Here is a 19,300-nt window from a genome sequence, read left to right as displayed (position 1 = left end):
TTTGTTAAATAAAATGACAAGGGTCGATCACTGGCAGCTTCCTGATGGGATGGAAGAGGTTCTTCCGGGCCAGGCTGAGGCTGTTGAAAACCTGCGCCGTGCTCTGCTGGACTTGTATCGCAGCTGGGGATACCGCTTGGTAATCCCACCTCTCATGGAGTTCACCGAATCCCTGCTGGTGGGTTTGGGTGAGGATCTCGACCTGCTTACCTTCAAGCTTACAGACCAATTTAGTGGTCGCACTCTGGGGATTCGTGCGGACATAACGACTCAGGTCGCGCGAATTGACGCCCACAGCTTGGCAGAGAATGGCGTTACCCGTTTGTGCTACGCCGGGTCTACTTTACACACGCGTCCCAAGTCTCTGATGGCCTCGCGGTCGCCAATCCAATTGGGCGCTGAGCTCTACGGTGACGATAGCCTTGGGGCTGATGTCGAAATTGTGCGCCTTATGTTGGCGACGCTGGAAACTGCTGGCCTTTTCGACATCACTCTGGATCTTGGGCATGTGGGCATCTACGAGGCTGTGCTGGCAACTGCCGGCCTCAGTTGTGAGCAAGAGGCAACTGTATTTGACGCACTGCAGCGCAAGTCAGTGCCTGATTTAAACCTTGCCCTTGTCGGTGTAGAGCCCGATATCGCTTCACTCATTATCGCTCTAGTGGATTTACACGGAGACGAGACCGTGCTGGAAGCCGCGCGGTCTCTGTTTGCTGACGCAGTTCCAGGCGCCCTGATGGGCATCAATGCCTTGCAGGAGGTCGCCTGCAAACTTCGTCAGCAGTCGCCCGAGCTGGATATATACTTTGATTTGTCTGAATTGCGTGGCTACCACTACCATACCGGTTTGGTGTTTGCCGCTTATGTTGTTGGTTGTGGCCAGGCTCTTGCGAATGGCGGTCGGTATAACGATGTGGGTGCTGTATTTGGCAGAGCCAGACCGGCAACCGGTTTTGCCACCGACCTGAAGTCCTTAATGGCAATGCTGCCAACGACTTCTGCTAGTCAGCACGCTATTAGTCTGCCGAATGCAGATGATCCAGCGCTGAATTTACGGGTACGAGAATTGCGAGCTGAAGGAGAGGTGGTTATCAACTGTCTGTCAGGTTCGCCGGATCCGCAATGTGACCGCCATCTTGTTGAATGCGATGGCCATTGGCAGGTAAAGCCCCTAAGCTTAAAAGACAGCGAGTAGGGCTGTGCCCTGCGTACGTAAACCGCAACCAAATTCAATACAAGAGCCTAGTCAATGAGTAAAAATGTAGTAGTCCTGGGCACCCAGTGGGGTGATGAAGGCAAGGGCAAGATCGTCGATTTGCTGACCGATCAGGCCGGTGCAGTGGTGCGCTTCCAGGGCGGGCATAACGCCGGACATACGCTGGTCATTGAGGGTGAGAAAACGATATTGCATCTCATTCCTTCAGGTATTCTGCGGGAAAATGTGGCATGTCTGATCGGCAATGGCGTGGTCTTGTCGCCTGAGGCCGCTCTCAAGGAAATCGGCGAGTTGGAGGCCAAGGGTGTGCCAGTGCGTGATCGCCTGAAAATATCACCCGCCTGTCCGCTAATCCTGCCCTACCATGTCGCTCTCGATCAGGCTCGCGAGTCCAAGCGTGGCAACGAAAAAATTGGCACCACCGGCCGAGGTATTGGGCCTGCCTATGAAGATAAGGCCGGCCGACGAGGACTGCGCCTGGGAGACCTGCAGGATGAACAGCGCTTCACGCGAAAGTTGCGGGACGTGATGGAATACCATAACTTTTTCCTAGAGAAATATTATCAGGTCGAACCGCTAAATGTAGAAAAGGTGCTGACCGAATCGCTGGAGATGGGTAGGGAGTTACTGCCAATGATGGATGATGTGACGTCTCTCCTCCATGCATACCGTAAGGCTGGAACCAATATAATGTTCGAAGGCGCTCAGGGTTCCCTGCTTGATATCGACCATGGCACTTACCCCTTTGTGACGAGTTCCAACACCACCGCAGGTGGAACTGCAACGGGCTCCGGTTTTGGTCCGCTTTACCTCGACTACGTGCTGGGTATAACCAAAGCCTATACGACACGGGTGGGGTCAGGCCCATTTCCCACTGAATTATTTGATGCTACTGGCGAGTACCTCGCCAAAAGGGGTCACGAGTTTGGTGCGACTACCGGCCGTCCGCGCCGTTGCGGCTGGTTTGATGCGGTGGCCTTGCGCACTGCCGTCAACATTAACTCTATCAGTGGCTTGTGTCTCACTAAACTGGATGTACTGGACGGACTTGAGACGATCAGTATCTGTGTGGGCTATATCAACAAGGACGGCAATCCAGTGTCAAATCCAATGGATTCAGATGATTACGAGGGTCTTGTGCCCGTTTACGAAGAGGTCCCTGGATGGAGCGAGTCAACCCTAGGAGCGAAAACTTTGGACGAGCTCCCCGAGGCTGCGCGCAGTTATATCCGCAAAATCGAGCAGGTCGTGGGAGCCCCTATTGATATTATCTCCACGGGCCCTGATCGAGTGGAGACCATTGTCCTGCGGCACCCCTTTGAGGTGTGAGGCGTTACCCACAACTGTAAAAAGTGTATCGCTATGCATCTGCATTGCACAGTTCCAGGCCACAGGCAGTAACCAGCGCCTCTTTTTAAATGCCCTGTTGGTAATTGAGGGCCAATTTTCTGATCGCAGTGTCGACGTCTAGGGGCGGGAGTTAGTACTGAAAAGTCAAAAGCACCGGTAAATTGATACAAGAAAGCTTCCCCGCTTACAGCAATTTCACTACTATCGGTAATGGGATTTAATCAAAGTAATAAAAATATCATGCATTCTAGAAAGCGAATACTCGTTACAGGTGGCGCCGGTTTTTTGGGTTCGCATTTATGCGGGCGATTGGTCGCTCAAGGGCATGACGTCATTTGTGTGGATAATTTCTTTACCGGCAGTAAGGACAATATTGCTGAACTGTTGGATAAAAATAATTTTGAATTGATGCGGCATGACGTTACATTCCCGCTGTATGTTGAGGTGGACGAAATTTACAATCTCGCGTGCCCCGCTTCGCCAATACACTACCAGCACGACCCGGTACAAACGACAAAAACCAGCGTGCACGGTGCGATCAATATGCTGGGTTTAGCCAAGCGTACGGGGGCTAAAATATTCCAAGCGTCTACCAGTGAAGTGTATGGTGACCCACAAGTGCACCCTCAGCCTGAAGGTTATTGGGGGCATGTGAATCCCATAGGCCAGCGCTCTTGCTATGACGAAGGTAAGCGTTGCGCTGAAACACTCTTCTTTGATTATCACAGGCAGCATCAGTTGCGGATAAAAGTGGCCCGCATTTTTAATACCTATGGCCCTAACATGCATCCCAGTGATGGCAGGGTGGTGTCAAATTTCATTATGCAGGCACTGCGCAATGAGCCTATTACGCTATTTGGCGATGGATCCCAAACGCGTTCTTTTTGCTACGTTGATGATCTCATCGAGGGTATTGTGATGCTGATGGATACCGGGGATGAAGTCACCGGACCGATAAACTTGGGTAACCCCTGTGAATTTACAATTAAAGAGCTTGCCGAGAAAGTGATTGAACTGACTCAATCGAGTTCCAGTCTGGTTTTGCACCCACTGCCCAGTGACGATCCCCTGCAGCGCCAACCCAATATCGGTGAGGCAAAATCCAAATTGAATTGGGAGCCAAAAATTCAGCTCGAAGAAGGTTTGTGTAAAGCCATTCAATACTTTGAGAAAATGCTCTAGTGTCCGCTTTGATGCCTCTGGGCGGAGTATTGCGTCCGGCTACATAGGGCTTGATCGTGGCATTACTGCTTTTTTAAGCACTGCCCAGTCGACTGTGTGACGTTAGCGTATGGTAAGTCGCTTAGCGTCCTACGCAGCTATATTTGAATCCGCATGCTTCCATCTGTTGCCCTTCATAAACATTTCTAAGGTCGACGAAAACATCACCGGCCATCAAGCTCTTTAACTTTTTCAGGTCTAATCCTCGGTATTCATTCCACTCCGTCATCAGAACAATTGCGTCGGCGCCTTCCACGACTTCCTCGATGGTCTCCCCATACTCCATGGTATCGGGAAGCTCATTGCGGGCCTCGTCCATTCCCTCGGGGTCATGGGCGACGATGCGCGCGCCTTGCTCTAGCAGCGCAGGCAGGATAGTGAGCGAGGGGGCATCGCGCATATCGTCGGTTTCGGGTTTAAAGGTAAGTCCCAGAACAGCGATGGTTTTATTCTTGACGCTGCCGCCCAAAGCCTTCTCAATTTTTGTCACCATGCGCAATTTCTGCGCGGCATTTACTGCAACCACCGCCTCCACGATACGGCTGGAAGCGCCCGCTTCTTGTGACATTCGGATCATCGCCAGAGTGTCTTTGGGAAAGCAGGATCCGCCATAGCCGGGGCCAGCGTGTAAAAACTTTTTACCAATGCGCCCGTCCAGGCCCATACCCTTTGCCACAGCATGTACGTCAGCACCGGTCTTTTCACACAATTCTGCAACTTCATTAATAAAGCTTATTTTTGTGGCAAGAAAGGCGTTAGCTGCGTATTTAGTGATCTCCGCGCTTTCTAGGTCGGTGACAAGGATGGGAGCCTCGATCAGATTGAGGGGACGGTACAGCTCGCGCAAGAGGTTCGCTGCACGTTCATTCTCTACCCCCAGCACCACCCGGTCGGGGCGCATGAAGTCGTTAATGGCCGAACCTTCCCGTAAAAACTCGGGGTTGGACGCGACGTCGAAGTCTGCATTTGGGTTGGCCTGTTGAATGACATTCTTGACTTCTCGGGCGGTACCGACCGGCACCGTGGACTTATCTACAATGACGGTATATCCCTGCAGGTGCGTGGCGATTTCTATGGCGGCCGCGTAAACATATTTCAAGTCGGCGTGCCCGTCTCCTCTTCGCGAGGGTGTGCCTACGGCGATAAATACGAGGTCGGCATTGCCAATCCAGTCGTGAAACTGGGTAGAGAACTGCAGTCGCCCCGACTTTACGTTGCGCAGTACGAGATCATCCAGGCCGGGTTCATAGATGGGTATTACGCCATTCCTCAACGCCTTGACCTTTCCTTCATCTATATCAAGGCAAGTGACATTCGCGCCGAACTCAGCAAAACAGGCGCCGGAGACTAATCCGACGTAGCCCGCACCAATCATTACTACATTCATGGTGTTTCCTTGTGCATGTGTTCTAGGTACCAGGCGATGAAATTATTGATGCCATCCTGCACCGGTGTTTGAGGGTGGTAGTCGATGGAGTCGATCAGCGCATCAATGTCCGCGTAGGTCGCTGCCACGTCGCCAGGCTGCATAGGCAGAAACTCCTTCTCTGCCGTTTTGCCAAGGGCCTTTTCGATGGCGCCAATGAAATCCATCAGCGATACCGGATTGTTGTTACCAATATTGTAGAGTCGGTAGGGAGCGCTGCTGGTGCCAGGATCGGGTGATGCCGCATCCCAGTCTGGATTGGGGGTGGCCGGCTTGTCAGTGACCCGAATGATGCCTTCGACGATGTCGTCGATATAGGTGAAATCTCGCTGCATCTTGCCGTTGTTAAATACCTGGATTGGCTCCCCCGTGAGTATGGCCTTGGTAAATAGGAACAGCGCCATATCGGGTCGCCCCCAGGGGCCGTAAACGGTGAAAAACCGCAGGCCCGTGGTGGGAAGATTGTAAAGGTGTGAATATGTGTGGGCCATCAACTCGTTAGCTTTTTTGGTTGCTGCATAAAGTGAAATCGGATGATCAACATTGTCATGTACAGAGAACGGCATCGAAGCGTTCATGCCATAGACAGAGCTACTGCTTGCGTACACGAGGTGCCCTATCTTGTGGTGACGGCAGCATTCCAGAATATTGGTAAACCCTACAACGTTACTGTCGATATAGGCGTGGGGATTTTCCAGCGAATAGCGCACTCCCGCTTGTGCAGCAAGATTGATAACGGCATCAAAATTATTTTCGGTAAACAATGCCTCCAGGGCTGGCCTGTCCTGAAGGTCAGCGCGGATGAAAGTGAAGGCGGGCTGAGTCTTCAGTCGATCCAATCGGGCTTCCTTTAGGCTAACCTCGTAATAATCATTGAGATTGTCCAAGCCCGTGACGGTGTCACCGCGCGCCAGTAATTTCTCACTGAGGTGATAGCCGATAAATCCGGCCGAGCCGGTCACAAGTATGTGCATTGGAATGTCCTGCCGTTGATCTTTTGTCGGAACATAATAGAGGGTTTTGTGCGTTATTTCATGTAATCAATCGAGATTTGTGTGGGTGGAGTGCTTGTGGGTTTCCCTCCGCCGCCAATCGGTTATACTTTTGCTGCTTAACTCAAATCAACCTTCAGGATTAACTCCATGACTCGTACTGTATTGGTGACAGGTGGCGCAGGGTATATTGGCAGCCACGCTTGTGTCGCGCTGATAGAGGCGGGTTATGAAGTAGTGGTACTGGATAATCTGTGCAATGGTAGTGCGCTAGCACTAGAGCGGTTGCAGAAGATCTGTGCCACGAAACCGACCTTCATACACGGGGATGTTCGAGACCGTGATTGCCTGGACCGGATTTTCCAGGCCCATACGGTTGTTGCCGTATTACACTTCGCCGGTCTGAAGGCGGTGGGTGAGTCGGTCGATCAGCCGCTGGAGTATTACGATAACAATGTAGCGGGCTCGCTCATTCTACTGGCGGCGATGCAACAGGCAGGGGTTAGGAATATGGTCTTTTCCTCCTCGGCGACGGTGTATGGTGACCCTGCTTCGGTCCCTATTCGAGAGAACTTTCCGCTTGCGCCGACCAATCCCTATGGCCGCACCAAGCTTATGGTAGAGCATATTCTGGCGGACTGGCAGGACGCAAACCCGAAGTGGAGTATTGGCCGGCTGCGTTATTTTAACCCGGTAGGTGCACATCCAAGCGGCCTTATTGGCGAGGACCCTCAGGGGTTCCCTAACAATTTGATGCCTTTTGTCGCGCAGGTGGCCGTAGGACAGCGTGATAAATTACGGATTTTTGGAGGGGACTATGCGACCCCGGACGGCACCGGTGTTCGGGACTATATTCATGTGATGGACCTGGTGGAAGGGCATGTGTCAGCGCTGGATTATATTTGCGACAGACCTGGTCTGCATACTATCAACCTGGGAACCGGCAATGGGGTGTCGGTGCTGGAGATGGTGAGCGCCTTTGAATGCGCTAGCGGGCGGGCTATACCTTATGAAATTGTGGACCGGCGACCGGGTGATATCGCCACGTGTTGGGCCGACCCCGGATTAGCACAGGCACTCTTAAAGTGGAAGGCTTCGCGTGGTCTGGCGAAAATGTGTGAAGACGCCTGGCACTGGCAGGAGGAAAACCCTCGGGGGTACGTCTGATCTAGGACAGAATACCCAGAGCGAGGCTGTTCCCACTGCCGTGCCTTCCAGCGGCAAGCCCCGCGCTTGGACCCAGCGAGTATAACCTCCGCATCAGACCTACAGTGTATATCGTACCTTGTACTCGCTGTAGCTCAACCCGGTCCAGCGGCGGAAGGCACGGTAGAAGCTGTTAACCTCTAGATAGCCCAGTTCCTCCGCTAGGCACTTACCGGGCCGCCACATAATGCGCAAAACCTGCTCGCAGCGATACTGCCGGGCTCGATCCAGCAGGAACTGGTAGCACGTATGATCGGCCCGTAGACGCCGCCGAAGAGTAGTGCTGCTCATCCCCAGTGATTCCGCTACAGAATCTGCCCTTAATCGGGCCAGATCCCCACCGAGTAAAATTTGTAGCACTCTGTCCGTGGTGCGCGAAAGCGCGAGGTAACCGAGTTTTTCTGGAGGAGGGAGGGTGTCATCCCCGCGTGGGTGAGACAAAAAGGAGTGTTCCATAGCCATAACTTCCGTGTTTTGGTTTTTAGGAGAATCTTTAATGCCGTATCTCTGTGAAGCGTATCTCTTACACAGGGCCAACGGTTACTATAAATCTAGTACAAAATCACAGATGCAAACGTTTTAGGCGCAGCTTGACTGAATTTGGTGAATTGTTTTTAACAACAGGCCTGCTGCGAAGTCCCGTTAGCGTGCAGCCTCGAGACTGAAGCGATCGCTACAGCGGCTCACCACACCTCGTCTCAACGGCTTCTATATCATCGTGTAAAAATACTTTAAGGTACGCTTGACGATACAAATAGACAGATGAACTGCCGCCGATTAACTATAAAGCGTTGATTGAAGAGGTAAAATTCGATTATATAGGTTATCTATGCGCTATAGTTCGAAGGCGGTATTTGGAAAACACCACCACTACATTGTCGACTGGAATGCGAGTGCCACTAAGATATGAAAGCAATCTCCGTATTCAGGCTCTGTTCGACAGCGTCTGAAAAAACCTCCGACACCTATATCAGGCGCACTAAGCGATTGTCGAAGCGACTGGCCTGGAAAAATGCCTGATGACTTCTTCTAAGTTACTGCCAGCATCTGATTTTTTTGTACGCTGGTTGCCGCTTGCTGCACTTTGTGCGGTGATCGCTCACCACCTTTGGTTTGTGAATAGCTATGCCATCAATGTTCCACATCAGGATGATATTTACGATTTCGTGCAGTTTGTCAGTGTGGTCGAAAATGCTGATAGCACAGGCGACCGCTTCAAGGCGCTGTTTAATCGGTACAACGATCACCGTACCAGCGCTTCGCGGTTGCTCGTTTTAGGCGTTTACCTGACTGAAGGCGAGCTGAATTTTCACACACTGACTCTCGTTGCTGATCTAGGGTTGCTGTTGATCCTGCTATTATTTTATTTGACTGTCCGAAAAGAAAAGTACCGCTGGGTCTACCTATTGGTCTCCGCGCTGCTGTTGTTAAATTTTCGAGCTTTCGAGATTATCCTTTTTAGTCAGGGAGCCTTTGCTTACTATTATGTTTGTCTTTATGCCTTCGCCTGCATATTCACTTTACACAAGGTGAGCGGACCAAAATTTTTACTTGCGGCTGTATTTTGTACGCTCTCCTCACTGACACTGGCCTCGGGTCAAATCGTGTGGTTTCTGGGTCTTGTTAGTCTGCTTCATCAGTGCCTGGTCTGTGAGCGCCGACCACTATTGTATGCTGCAATGTGGCTGTTGGTCGCTACGGTGATGTTGCTATTGTGGCATGTGGGCTTCAATGAGGGATCCCACGAGGTCATCTCCGACACCACCGTTAATATACTGAGTGAGGGTCCGCCGATAACCGCCAGTCCCCTCCTAGCGGGCGCCTTTGTTGACCCGAGTATTCAGCAAGTTCTAATGCGGTATGCCGCTTTTTTTCTGGTTCTTCTGGGCAGTGCGCCTGTCTATTTTAGTGCGCTGGGGGCGGGAGCTGTCGGCCTTGTCATATTGGCTATGTTGGTATTCGTCACCCTGAAGTTTTATAAACATAATGATATGCGACTCGCGCTCTACTGCTGGTTTCTGGTGGCGTTTGCTGCAGCGGTTACCATCGGTAGGTCATGGTTCATGTTGCCTGACTACGTCCTGATGTCGAGGTATAGCTTCATATCAACGCTGCTAGTATGCTCCTTGGCTTTACTATTACAGGTCCGGTTTAAACTGGTCAGGACGCCCGCAGTTCTTTTAGTTCTGCTGCTAGCAGTGACATATTGGGGATCGATCAACCTTCACTTTGGAGGGTGGGTTCACCAATACATGGGCGGGCGACACGTCCAATTTAACAATGGCCGCTTTCCGGTAATTTTGAGGCCAGCCGGAGAGTCGGATGGAATTGTCAATAAGGCTATCTTAGAGGGCATCTATAAGCCGCCTTGCAGGCCATTACCTGAGTGTCGACGTTCTTCGTTGCGCGGGGAATGACAGCTACCCACCGTTGTGTGCGGCGATCACAGGCTGTATACCAAAGCAGCTCCACAACAAAGGTATGTGCAGACACATTTTTACCAGAAGCGAGTGTCTGGCAAGTTTGGACTCATTACTACATGGTATGAATCGACCAACAACGTTAGCGATCTCAACCCCAGTCCTTATAAATGCTTCCGGATATCACGGGCCTGTAAGTGCTCAATAAGGAACATCGTGCCCCAGCATCTAGCACGTTAAAAACGCAAACTTGGTTGCACAGTAGCGAGTAGACTGCGGCTGAAGTGTAAGGCCTGGTTAAAAAACGAATATCTAATCATGTCGGCTATCTATGATGTATCGTGGGGCGGTGTTATGTTGCAAGATAAACGAGTACATTGTCGACTGGAATACGAGTGTTATTAGATATGAAAGTAATCTCTGCGTTAAGACGATCTTTGTTGGTGTCAAAAGAATTCCTGACGCCTGTGCCCGGCGCATTAGTCGATCCACAAGTCGACCGGCACGGCTAAAAGTCTGATGCCGAATTTCAAGTTACCACCTACGTCTGACTTTTTCGTGCGCTGGTTGCCGCTTGCCGCACTTTGCGCGGTGATTGCGCACTACTTTTGGTTTGTGAATAGCCATGCGATCAATATTCCATACGAGGATGATATTTATGATTCCCTGCAGATTGTCAGTATGGTCGAAAATGCTGATAGCGCAGGCGACGCGTTCAAGGTTCTGTCCAATCAGTACAACGATCACCGTACCAGCGCCTCGCGGCTAGTCGTTTTTGGTGTTTACCTGGCTGAAGGCGAGCTGAATTTTCACACACTGACTCTCGTCGCGAATCTAGGCTTGCTGTTGATTCTGTTATTGTTCTATTTGACTGTCAGAACAGAAAAGTATCGCTGGGTCTACCTCTTGGTCGCAGCACTGCTGTTGCTAAATTTTCGGTATTTTAAGATTATTCTTTTTAGTCAGGCAGCCTTTGCTTACTATTATGTGTGTCTTTATGCCTTCGCCTGCATATTTACACTGCACAAGGTGAGCGGACCAAGATTTTTACTTGCGGCGGTATTTTGTACGCTCTCCTCACTGACGCTGGCCTCGGGCCATATCGTGTGGTTGCTGGGTCTTGTCAGCCTGCTGCATCAATGCCTAGTGAGCGGGCACCGGTCACTAATGTGGCCTGCGATGTGGCTGTTGGTCGCCACGGTTGTATTGACGCTATGGTATGGAGACTTCACCCAAGGCATCTACATGATCACCTCTGAGCTAATCGCAGATAATGTCGATAGCCCGCCAGTAACAGCCGGTGATGTTCCATTACGCGCCATAGTGGATCCGAGTATTACCCAAATATTAGAGCAGTATGCTACTTTTTTCTTGGTTATCTTGGGTAGTGCGCCTATCTACATTAGCACGTTGGGGGCGGGAGCCGCCGGCCTTGTCATACTACTCGTACTACTATTCGTCACCCTGAAGTCTTATAAGCATGATGATATTCGGCTCGCGCTTTACTGCTGGTTTCTCGTCGTCTTCGCGGCAGCTGTCACCGTAGGTAGAGCGCTACTTACGACGCCGGAGTACGTCTTGAACCAAAGGTACAGTTTTATATCGGCCCTACTAGTATGTACCTTGGCTTTACTGTTGCAGGTGCGGTTTGCCCTAGTCAGGACGCCCGCAGTTCTTCTGGTTCTGCTACTCGCAGTGACATATTGGAGCTGGTCTAACTTTCACTTTGAACCCCTGTTTCAAAACCATATGAACCAGCGACACAGCCAATTTAACAATGGCCACTTTCCGGTAGTACTGATGCCGGTGGGGGAGTCGGATCGAATCGTCGACAAGGCTATCTCAGACGGGATTTATAACCCGCCTTGCAGACCGTTTCCCGAGTGTGAGCGTCTATCGTCGCTCGGGGACTGACCGTTTCCGTTATCCGTTGGCTTGCGCGCGACAATCACAAACTGTCCACCAAAGAAGCGCCACAGCAGAGGGGCGCGCAGATACATTTTTACCAGAAGCGGGTGTTGGGGAAGTTTGGAGTCAGTGCTAAAGGGTATGAATCGGTCAACAACTTTAGTGACCTCAAACCCAGCCTTTATAAAAGCTTCCCGACATGACAAATGTGTAAGCGGTAAAACATGATCATAATAGTCCCAGTATCTGCCTGGCTCAAAACGCAAATTCGGCTGCATAGTAATATAGAGCCCTCCGGGCTTAAGTGTTCGCCAAACCTCGCACAACACCTCATCCATCACCTCCTTACTCGGCAGGTGCTCGAAAAAGTTGCTGCTAAAACAAACGTCAATAGACTCGCTTTTGATCATAGTTAGATTCGTCGCGCTGCCAAGGTGAAACTCTATCTCTTCGGGAAGGCAGTCTTTGGAATCAGGATTAAGGTCAACTGCGATTTTTCTGGACGCAGTAATATGGCGGATAAACTCGCCGTATCCCGTTGCAACCTCGAGGACAATGGATGAATGAGGGATAAACTGCTGGAAGTAATGTTCACACAGTACTTGCCAGACAAGATCTTTTTTATATCGGTTAGTGTCAGAAAATCTGATTTGGTAAAGCTTAGCTAGATCTCTCATGAACCACCTCTACCCTCGCGTGCGCCCTTCCGGCAAATCATAGGAGTCCGAAAATATTTCCTTGCGAATTCGCCATGCATCCCCGATTGTTCCCATGATATTTTTGAACGAAGTGGCAGACCCCTGCCCGAAGTCTCTAGGAAACGTTTGAATCCCTACTTCGCCAACAGGAAAGCCACGTAACATTGATTTGAGTGTTAGCTCAGCCCCAACAAACGGGCTATTCGAGGTTAACTCCACTTCGTCGAGTAATCCGCGATGGATCAACCTGATCCCCGTAGAAATATCGCGAAACGGACTTTTAAACAATGCTCGCAAAAGTGAGTTGTAAATGAAGGAGATAAAGATTCTTTTGGTTGAATAGAGCTTCTTGTATCTGAATGCAATGACGAGCATGTAATATTCTCTTACGGCCAACATCTTTTTCAGGTCGAAGACATCGTATTCGTTATCTCCGTCAATCATGCAAATTATGTCGTATTGAGAGGCTGCGATTCCGGTTTTCATCGCAGCGCCATAGCCCTTGTTTTGCGGATGATGTACAGCAGTAATCTTATCGTGTTCCACGGCCAGTTGGTCCGCAATAGCACCGGACGAATCTGGTGAGCCATCGTTCACGATGATGATTTCATAGTTATCTGCCACTTCCTCCAGTAGTTCAAGCGCTCTGTTAGCGACGACGCGAACGGTACGTTCATCATTGTAGACCGGGAAGAATAAGCTAATGTCAGGTCGAGTTTTAGTCATCGCGTTAGAATGAGAGCCTTTTAAATATCGCCTAAGGTAGATGTCGTACACCACGATATAGGATATACCACAAGCGTGGAAGGAAATATCGCCCACTTGTAAGTCTTCTTTTATAAACGGCGTCGGCCATACTCTCTGGAGTGGCTAACGGAAACAGCAGTTTTTGTGCAAAAGCCAGATTTGTGTTCCGATATCTGAGAACATAATACTGAGAGAACCGATCCGACCCTTGACGCGCCGTGGATAGACTGACCGTGCCATCAAAGCTAGTGACGCGCGTTTTCCTGGCCGGTCCGTCAATCATTTGTCAGTCTCATTTCTTGGCAATAAATGCGTGGAGATAGCGTAGCTGTAAGAAAGCGCCCCTACCAATGTCGCGCTACCCAGCAAAGCTATTTGTACAATGGCGGATGCCACCAGTGCTGCCGATGCAGAATAATCCAATAATACTGCGGTGATATGAAAAGCATATTGAAGTGTCCCGATGCCGGCCGGCGCTGCTGGTATCGCGGCCGAAATACCGGTTATCCCAACCAGTAATATGGTCTGGTTGAGGCTAAGTTCAATATGCAGCGCCATCATTATTGACCAGATTGCCAGACAATTAAGAGTCCAAATGCTGACAGTGCTGCCGAGTAACTTCAGCGTGGTCCAGGGATCTTCAAGGGCGTTTAGCCCCTGTAACAAATTGTGAATTTTGATATCTAAGGTTTTTAGTTTAACGCTGATGAAATGGTTTTTCTTCACTGCCAGGAAATATACTGCTATTACCAAGACGGCGATGGGAGCTGCAAGTAAAGCCAAACCTTGGTGAATGTCGCTCGCGGTATCGAGATGCGTTGTGGTTATAAATAATATACCCCAAGCGGTCATCCCAAATATTACAATCATATCAGACAGGCGTTCGATAATAATTGACCCCAAAGCAGTCATTCTGGAAACGCTTGCCAATCTGCCAAGAAGGTCAGCCCGAAAGGCTTCCCCCAATTTTGCTGGCAGTACATTGTTGGCCGCACAACCTGAGATAAACGACAGGGCAATTTTGTAAACAGCAATAGGGGGTTTGAGTGTCGACAGAAGAAGTCGCCATCGAGTGATTCGAAGGGTGAGTTCAATCCAGTAAAAAACGAGCGCAACGAAAACCCATGCATACGTAATATTTTCGAATTCGTCTTTGACTTCATTCCAGCTTACGTTCTTTGCGCTTAAATACAGCAGCGTAGCACCTACCGCGAAGCCTAAAAAGAACCTGAAGTATTTACTCCTAAATATTGATCCTTCAGAACTTGTCACGCATTTCCTGTCCCGCGCTATATTATTCTCTTGTAGGGAAAAGCCCGCTTTTCAGACGTTTGCCTCGGCATTGTTTCCACAATGGTCTTAATTATATCTATTCTAGCGGCTAGACTCGGAAGTGGAAAGCCATCTGAGACACTATTTAGCGCTGGTTTTGGCCTGTAGGGAGTCCCCTAAGTGAATATGCAGCTTAGCCTGTCGTTGGCACGCTGCGCGTAGGCTAAACTGGGCGGGCGGCCTGGGCGCTGCCCTGCGTTACCTCCAACTAGGGACAAGCGAGAATGCTCAAGAGGGAATCTAAGCAAGTCGGCGTTTTGAGGCCCTACGTTCGGTCTATCCTTGGGTACAGTTTATTCTTGTCGTAAACTGGTTAGCAGTTATATGCGTATAAGAGCCCATGATTAAGGAAAATGTTATGGCAGACTCAAACACCCCGACTCGTCTTCTAGTTTATGGCGGCAATGGTTTTGTTGGTAGTAAGGTTCTTGAGCTTGCTGCGATTCGTGGTGCAATCTGCACGAGTGTGTCACGCAGTGGCAAGATGCCTGCTCGGTTGGAACAACTTCGGCCGTTATGGTTGAATCAAGTCACCTGGGTTGTTGGAGATGCGCTTCATCCAGATCCATTGCTAGTGGCGTCGGCAGATGTCATCGTGTGTCTTGTCGGTTCGCCTCCGCTGCCAACGTTTAATCAGCGTGCCTTCGAGCAACAGGTGATGACCAATGGTAGCGCTAATACTGCTGTCATTGCGGAAGCGCAGCGCCAAGGCGTTAAACGGCTGGTGTTGCTCAGCGCGCATATTCCGGCATTGATGCGTTCCAGTCGTTTTGGCTATTACGTGGGGAAACAGCAGGCTAGTGAGGCCGCAGCTGATTATACAAGGGCGTCCGCTGATAATGTGGCAACGGTGATATACCCTTCGGCGATTTACGGCACGCGTTATACCGGCGGTGGAACTGCCATCCCATTGGGTTTGTTGATGTCACCTGTTGCTTGGCTGATGCGCCGCTTGCCGGTGGTAGTATCTAGATTGCTGCCTGAAAGCCCGGTCCCACTGCAGCAGGTGGCGTCCTCCGTAGTGGATGCGGCAATGGCCGCAGATAGTCGTGGGCTGTTGGTTGTCGAGAATCAGGACCTGTTAGCAGTATAAGGTTGGCAGTGCAGAAACCCTAGAAACACCTAACGTCAATTAAGCGTGTGCAATTATTGTCCCTTGGGCATTAATCTTCTGTGTTTTGCGGCGCAAGAGTAATCAAGCGCTATGCTAGGGGGTAACTCGTTGGTACAGTAGTCACATGTAATTCTAAGCGTTTGCTTGGAGCGGTATAGCCCTAAGGAGAATGATGTGGCAGCAGTGACAATCGTAATTGCATTAGCCCTTATCGAATACTCAGTATTCGGCATGTTGGTTGGAAAAGCGCGGGGGACATACGGTGTTGCCGCGCCCGCAGTGTCAGGCGATCCAATCTTTGAAAGGTATTACCGGGTTCAGCAAAATACGCTCGAGATGTTAGTCCTATTCATTCCAGGGATATTGATGTTTGGTTATTACGTCAATGCCGAAGTGGCCGCTGGCTTGGGAGTCATATTCGTGGTTGGGCGTTTTCTCTACTTCAGAGGATATGTTGCTGACCCAAAATCTCGAACTCTGGGGTTTGTCTTGAGTTTTCTGCCAGCACAAATTTTGGTTATCGGTGGGCTTATTGGTGCGGTAATACCACTAGTGTGACCTTAATCGAATCGAGTCGGAATACGGCGAGCGCGACTCCAGTATCAAGCGGCTCATCACGATAAAGTAAGGAGAGCAAAAAATGTTTAGTCATATTATGGTGGGTGCAAGCGACGTTAATGAGTCGAAAGTTTTTTATGACGCTATTTTAGGCGCGCTTGGGCATGAGCCAGGTGTGATAGATGAAAAGGGGCGTTGTTTTTATTTTACTAAAGTAGGCATATTTTCAGTCAGCATACCTATTGATGGCGAACCGGTTAGCCACGGAAATGGCAGCACTATAGGGTTCGCAGCGGAGAGTGGGGCGATGGCTGATGCCTGGCACGCCGCTGGTCTGGCTAATGGTGGCACCGCAATTGAAGAGCCCCCTGGCCCGCGTGAGAGCGGCGTCGGAAAAATCTATCTCGCTTACTTGCGTGACCCCGCTGGCAATAAGGTCTGTGCACTCCATCGCATGGCGTGACGCTATTGGGCCGTGGTAGTTCCCATCGCAGTTCGGGGCTGACAAGCTTAAAACAAAACACGGGGCGTGTGGTCCGGTCCGGCTGTGTTTTAGAGCGAAGAGGCTCTCCCTGGTTTTAGTTAAAATAGCACTTGCACGCGTGCAGAAATTGCATGGCCACCGTTGTCATCGCTGGTGACGTCGCCGGCGATGTCGGGGTAGAGGTAGGCCAGCATTATCTTGATATCATCTCTGTAGTAGTAGTTTAGGCCTACTGTAGTGATGGAAGCTTCCGCTCCCAAGCCTTTATCTTGCAAATTGATATAGCTGTAGCGGCTCTCTACTTCCCAGGCTCCGCTGCTACCCTTCGGTTTGACCGTGCCGAGCTTGCCTTTGCTAAGCTTGCGATGCTCGCCAGTAAGGATGTAACTCGCTGTAAAATAATAACCGTCATAGTCCCAGTCCGCCCCATTTACCTCCTCAACGCGTGTGGCCATGTACTCAGACTGTATGAGTAGGCTATTGCGGCTCCAGGCAGCCTCCAATCCAATGACTGTCTGGTTGTCTGCGGCGAACTCTGCGCTTCTGACTACATTGTCGGCACTAAAAACTTCTGCTCGGTTTCTGATTTGAAAAGTATTTTCATTCCAGTCTCGCCATGACCCTGAGATTCCAAATTGCAGCGTCTGTTCTTTCCCGTGGATTGGAGCAAGCGTGAACCGACCTGTGAGGGCAATGGGTTCGTCCTCTTTGTAGCCCTGATCGTCGTCGTCATTGTCCTCTTCTACCGTTGCCGCCAGCGACCAGGTTCTGCGCTTAGTTGCATCGTTTAGACGTATGCCCCAATTCTTTCGAGGGGTAAAAGATGTTGTCATCATGGAATCTTCGATCGTCACCACTCGGGAGCTGCGAGTGTTACGTTCCATGCCCAGGGGCTCCTTCATTTTGCCCAAAGTGATGTTCGCTATCTTCCAGTTTGTATAGCGAATATAGGCCGAACCGAGGTCGATATCGCTGCCATCGGAGTCGGCCTCAGCATTGACCTGCAGTTTCGCCTCCCAGCCTGCGGGGAAATCATAAGTGAACTGAATGCGGCCGTTACGCAGTTCTAAATTGGTATTGGAGCTATCACCGCTTTTGTCCCAGAAGGATTCATAATAATCGATGTCCATCAGCACTTGGCCACTGATATTAAGCCGTTCTTTTTCGGCGTGGACTCCCGCGCTAAAAAGCAGGACCACTAAAGCCCAAGTGCTGGTAGCTCTCGAATTAATCATCAGACGCTCTAGGGACATATTGAACCTTCAGTTGGGCTGTGTCTTTGAGAAAGTTGATTTCGTTAATCTCCACGCTACGGATATCTAGCCCCATACGACTGCGGAGGTCCTCTAATAATTCAGCTCTCCTTTCGGGTCGGATATTTTCTATTTTTTCATACTGAACTGTCTGCTCCTCTAGTATCGGCAGAACCAGACTGGTTTCAGTGATGTAGGCCATTACGCAGACCAGGGCGAGCAGCAGCGCAAGCTCCGCGTGCTGCATGCCTCCAACGGCGGACAGAAGCGACATCGCGATCACCAAAAATAGATAGGTCATTTCTTTGATCGTGATGGATTCTGTGCGGTAACGCAGCATGGAAAAGATAGCAAATAAACCAAAGGCAAAGCCAAGTGAGATATCGACCTTTGATAGCTGACTGGTGACGAGAAAGACACCCATGCCGAACAAGATAAATGAGCTGGCATAGGCTCGGTGCCTTGAAGCTCGAAAATAAACAAGTCTGATCAATATCAGGACGGCCGCCATATTAATGAGCAGTCTTATTAAAAAGTCAAGGTCCAGGGTTGAACTCATACAGTAATTGCTCCTATAGCGCGCTGGCTTTTTTTATTTCAGTCAGTGTTGATTTAAAACGATTGTTCTTCAGTGAGCCATTATCCGTTAGGCAGACACCGGTACAATATTTACTGAATGTCTGGGGTGAAAAACCAAAGTCTTTTGCTGTCTTAACGAAAGGCGAGCCGTTAGCCTTTCCGTGTCTTTTTAGCTCGGCAATTAACAGGCCGTCTAGTCTTGCCACTTTGGTCTTTTCTGGACGCCGATAGCAAAGGTCATAGTCTAGTGTCAGCCGTTCGTTGGCTGCGTGATTCCAAAGCGTAAGGCGTCGATAATTTACGTAGAGGCTAGGTTTGACGCTATCTTCTTCAACACGTATATCGCTGGATCGGTCTTCTGCACAGCTGATACGCTCTTTTACCGTGCGATTCTTATTAGTCTTAAACTTTTTTTCAAAATAGGAAATATCGGTCTCATGGTAGCGTCGCAAGCGAAACTTGTGTCGGTTCATTTTGCCATTTTGGTGCTGCAAGTATAGGTCCCAAGCGGGCGTATCAAAATAGGTGTTTTCGTAAGTAAAGACACGATGGCCTGATTCTTCGAGGATGGTGTAGTCCGTATTCAAGGCGCCCAGAAAGCGAGGCAGCACTCGCACGGGCAATAGAAACTTGGAATCGGTGCGATCGGCCAAGGTGATTGCTGATTGCTCTTTGAGGTTGTGTACTGAAAATTTCGCGACCATAGTGGCACACGACTTTTCTATATCGTGGCTCTGGCCTCTCAGCTCACCGTGATCACTGCGATATCGCGCTTGCTCGAGTCTAAGCTCCATGG

The 19,300-nt window shown here is 50.1% G+C and carries 18 protein-coding genes; 9 read left to right on the top strand and 9 right to left on the bottom strand.

Going from position 1 to position 19,300, the window contains the following annotated elements:
• Nucleotides 1-13 precede the first annotated feature (13 nt).
• The 3 genes from ABXT62_RS14225 (at nucleotide 14) to ABXT62_RS14215 (ending at nucleotide 3,748) form a co-directional block, all read left to right on the top strand.
• Nucleotides 14-1,195: an ATP phosphoribosyltransferase regulatory subunit gene (locus ABXT62_RS14225; RefSeq protein ID WP_415355945.1), complete on the top strand. Its 1,182-nt coding sequence runs from the start codon at nucleotides 14-16 to the stop codon at nucleotides 1,193-1,195.
• Nucleotides 1,196-1,249: 54 nt separating this feature from the next.
• A complete protein-coding gene (locus tag ABXT62_RS14220; protein WP_415355944.1) occupies nucleotides 1,250-2,545 on the top strand; it encodes an adenylosuccinate synthase in 1,296 nt (431 codons plus the stop codon).
• Nucleotides 2,546-2,806: 261 nt separating this feature from the next.
• Nucleotides 2,807-3,748 (top strand): UDP-glucuronic acid decarboxylase family protein, encoded by a 942-nt coding sequence (locus ABXT62_RS14215; RefSeq protein ID WP_415355943.1) that lies wholly within the window; start codon nucleotides 2,807-2,809, stop codon nucleotides 3,746-3,748.
• Between the two features lie 121 nt (nucleotides 3,749-3,869).
• Here the strand turns inward: ABXT62_RS14215 and ABXT62_RS14210 are convergent, their stop codons facing one another.
• Nucleotides 3,870-5,174, bottom strand: coding sequence for a UDP-glucose dehydrogenase family protein (locus ABXT62_RS14210; RefSeq protein ID WP_415355942.1), 1,305 nt, complete (start codon nucleotides 5,172-5,174; stop codon nucleotides 3,870-3,872).
• Nucleotides 5,171-6,187 carry an NAD-dependent epimerase gene (locus ABXT62_RS14205; RefSeq protein ID WP_415355941.1) on the bottom strand — a complete coding sequence of 339 codons (1,017 nt, stop codon included), beginning with the start codon at nucleotides 6,185-6,187 and terminating at the stop codon, nucleotides 5,171-5,173. The genes ABXT62_RS14210 and ABXT62_RS14205 overlap by 4 nt, the downstream gene beginning before the upstream one ends.
• Before the next feature lie 168 nt (nucleotides 6,188-6,355).
• Between ABXT62_RS14205 and galE the strand changes: the two genes are divergently transcribed.
• Nucleotides 6,356-7,372, top strand: a complete 1,017-nt coding sequence (gene galE / locus ABXT62_RS14200; protein ID WP_415355940.1) for a UDP-glucose 4-epimerase GalE — start codon at nucleotides 6,356-6,358, stop codon at nucleotides 7,370-7,372.
• 99 nt (nucleotides 7,373-7,471) lie between these two features.
• Here galE and ABXT62_RS14195 read toward each other — a convergent pair whose 3' ends face one another.
• On the bottom strand, nucleotides 7,472-7,867 hold the full coding sequence (locus tag ABXT62_RS14195) for a helix-turn-helix domain-containing protein (RefSeq protein ID WP_415355939.1): 396 nt from the start codon (nucleotides 7,865-7,867) through the stop codon (nucleotides 7,472-7,474).
• A 563-nt stretch (nucleotides 7,868-8,430) separates the two neighbouring features.
• Here ABXT62_RS14195 and ABXT62_RS14190 point away from each other — a divergent pair.
• Both ABXT62_RS14190 and ABXT62_RS14185 read left to right on the top strand, forming a co-directional pair.
• Nucleotides 8,431-9,828 (top strand): hypothetical protein, encoded by a 1,398-nt coding sequence (locus ABXT62_RS14190; RefSeq protein WP_415355938.1) that lies wholly within the window; start codon nucleotides 8,431-8,433, stop codon nucleotides 9,826-9,828.
• A gap of 522 nt (nucleotides 9,829-10,350) precedes the next feature.
• Nucleotides 10,351-11,745 carry a hypothetical protein gene (locus ABXT62_RS14185; RefSeq protein ID WP_415355937.1) on the top strand — a complete coding sequence of 465 codons (1,395 nt, stop codon included), beginning with the start codon at nucleotides 10,351-10,353 and terminating at the stop codon, nucleotides 11,743-11,745.
• Here the strand turns inward: ABXT62_RS14185 and ABXT62_RS14180 are convergent.
• The 3 genes from ABXT62_RS14180 to ABXT62_RS14170 all read right to left on the bottom strand — a co-directional run bounded on the left by ABXT62_RS14180 (nucleotide 11,685) and on the right by ABXT62_RS14170 (nucleotide 14,456).
• Nucleotides 11,685-12,416, bottom strand: a complete 732-nt coding sequence (locus ABXT62_RS14180) for a class I SAM-dependent methyltransferase (protein ID WP_415355936.1) — start codon at nucleotides 12,414-12,416, stop codon at nucleotides 11,685-11,687. The genes ABXT62_RS14185 and ABXT62_RS14180 overlap by 61 nt on opposite strands.
• A 9-nt stretch (nucleotides 12,417-12,425) precedes the next feature.
• On the bottom strand, nucleotides 12,426-13,163 hold the full coding sequence (locus tag ABXT62_RS14175) for a glycosyltransferase family 2 protein (protein WP_415355935.1): 738 nt from the start codon (nucleotides 13,161-13,163) through the stop codon (nucleotides 12,426-12,428).
• A gap of 300 nt (nucleotides 13,164-13,463) precedes the next feature.
• Nucleotides 13,464-14,456, bottom strand: coding sequence for a lysylphosphatidylglycerol synthase transmembrane domain-containing protein (locus ABXT62_RS14170; RefSeq protein ID WP_415355934.1), 993 nt, complete (start codon nucleotides 14,454-14,456; stop codon nucleotides 13,464-13,466).
• A 418-nt stretch (nucleotides 14,457-14,874) separates the two neighbouring features.
• On the opposite strand from ABXT62_RS14170, the gene ABXT62_RS14165 reads away from it, so the two are divergent.
• The 3 genes from ABXT62_RS14165 to ABXT62_RS14155 all read left to right on the top strand — a co-directional run bounded on the left by ABXT62_RS14165 (nucleotide 14,875) and on the right by ABXT62_RS14155 (nucleotide 16,651).
• Nucleotides 14,875-15,609: an SDR family oxidoreductase gene (locus ABXT62_RS14165; protein ID WP_415355933.1), complete on the top strand. Its 735-nt coding sequence runs from the start codon at nucleotides 14,875-14,877 to the stop codon at nucleotides 15,607-15,609.
• Nucleotides 15,610-15,804: 195 nt separating this feature from the next.
• A complete protein-coding gene (locus ABXT62_RS14160; protein ID WP_415355932.1) occupies nucleotides 15,805-16,188 on the top strand; it encodes an MAPEG family protein in 384 nt (127 codons plus the stop codon).
• 82 nt (nucleotides 16,189-16,270) lie between these two features.
• Nucleotides 16,271-16,651 (top strand): VOC family protein, encoded by a 381-nt coding sequence (locus tag ABXT62_RS14155; RefSeq protein WP_415355931.1) that lies wholly within the window; start codon nucleotides 16,271-16,273, stop codon nucleotides 16,649-16,651.
• A 119-nt stretch (nucleotides 16,652-16,770) separates the two neighbouring features.
• On the opposite strand, the gene ABXT62_RS14150 is transcribed toward ABXT62_RS14155, so the two are convergent.
• The 3 genes from ABXT62_RS14150 to ABXT62_RS14140 are packed head-to-tail and all read right to left on the bottom strand — an operon-like array spanning nucleotide 16,771 to nucleotide 19,298.
• Nucleotides 16,771-17,907, bottom strand: a complete 1,137-nt coding sequence (locus ABXT62_RS14150) for an OprO/OprP family phosphate-selective porin (protein WP_415355930.1) — start codon at nucleotides 17,905-17,907, stop codon at nucleotides 16,771-16,773.
• Complete coding sequence (locus tag ABXT62_RS14145; protein WP_415355929.1) at nucleotides 17,900-18,484, bottom strand: DUF4956 domain-containing protein; 585 nt, start codon at nucleotides 18,482-18,484, stop codon at nucleotides 17,900-17,902. The genes ABXT62_RS14150 and ABXT62_RS14145 overlap by 8 nt, the downstream gene beginning before the upstream one ends.
• 13 nt (nucleotides 18,485-18,497) lie before the next feature.
• On the bottom strand, nucleotides 18,498-19,298 hold the full coding sequence (locus ABXT62_RS14140) for a polyphosphate polymerase domain-containing protein (RefSeq protein WP_415355928.1): 801 nt from the start codon (nucleotides 19,296-19,298) through the stop codon (nucleotides 18,498-18,500).
• Nucleotides 19,299-19,300 lie beyond the last annotated feature (2 nt).

Source organism: Halioglobus sp. Uisw_031 (assembly GCF_047729875.1).
Taxonomy (GTDB): domain Bacteria; phylum Pseudomonadota; class Gammaproteobacteria; order Pseudomonadales; family Halieaceae; genus Marimicrobium.
Note: the sequence above shows the minus strand (reverse complement) of the source record. Positions and strands in the feature narration are given on the sequence as shown.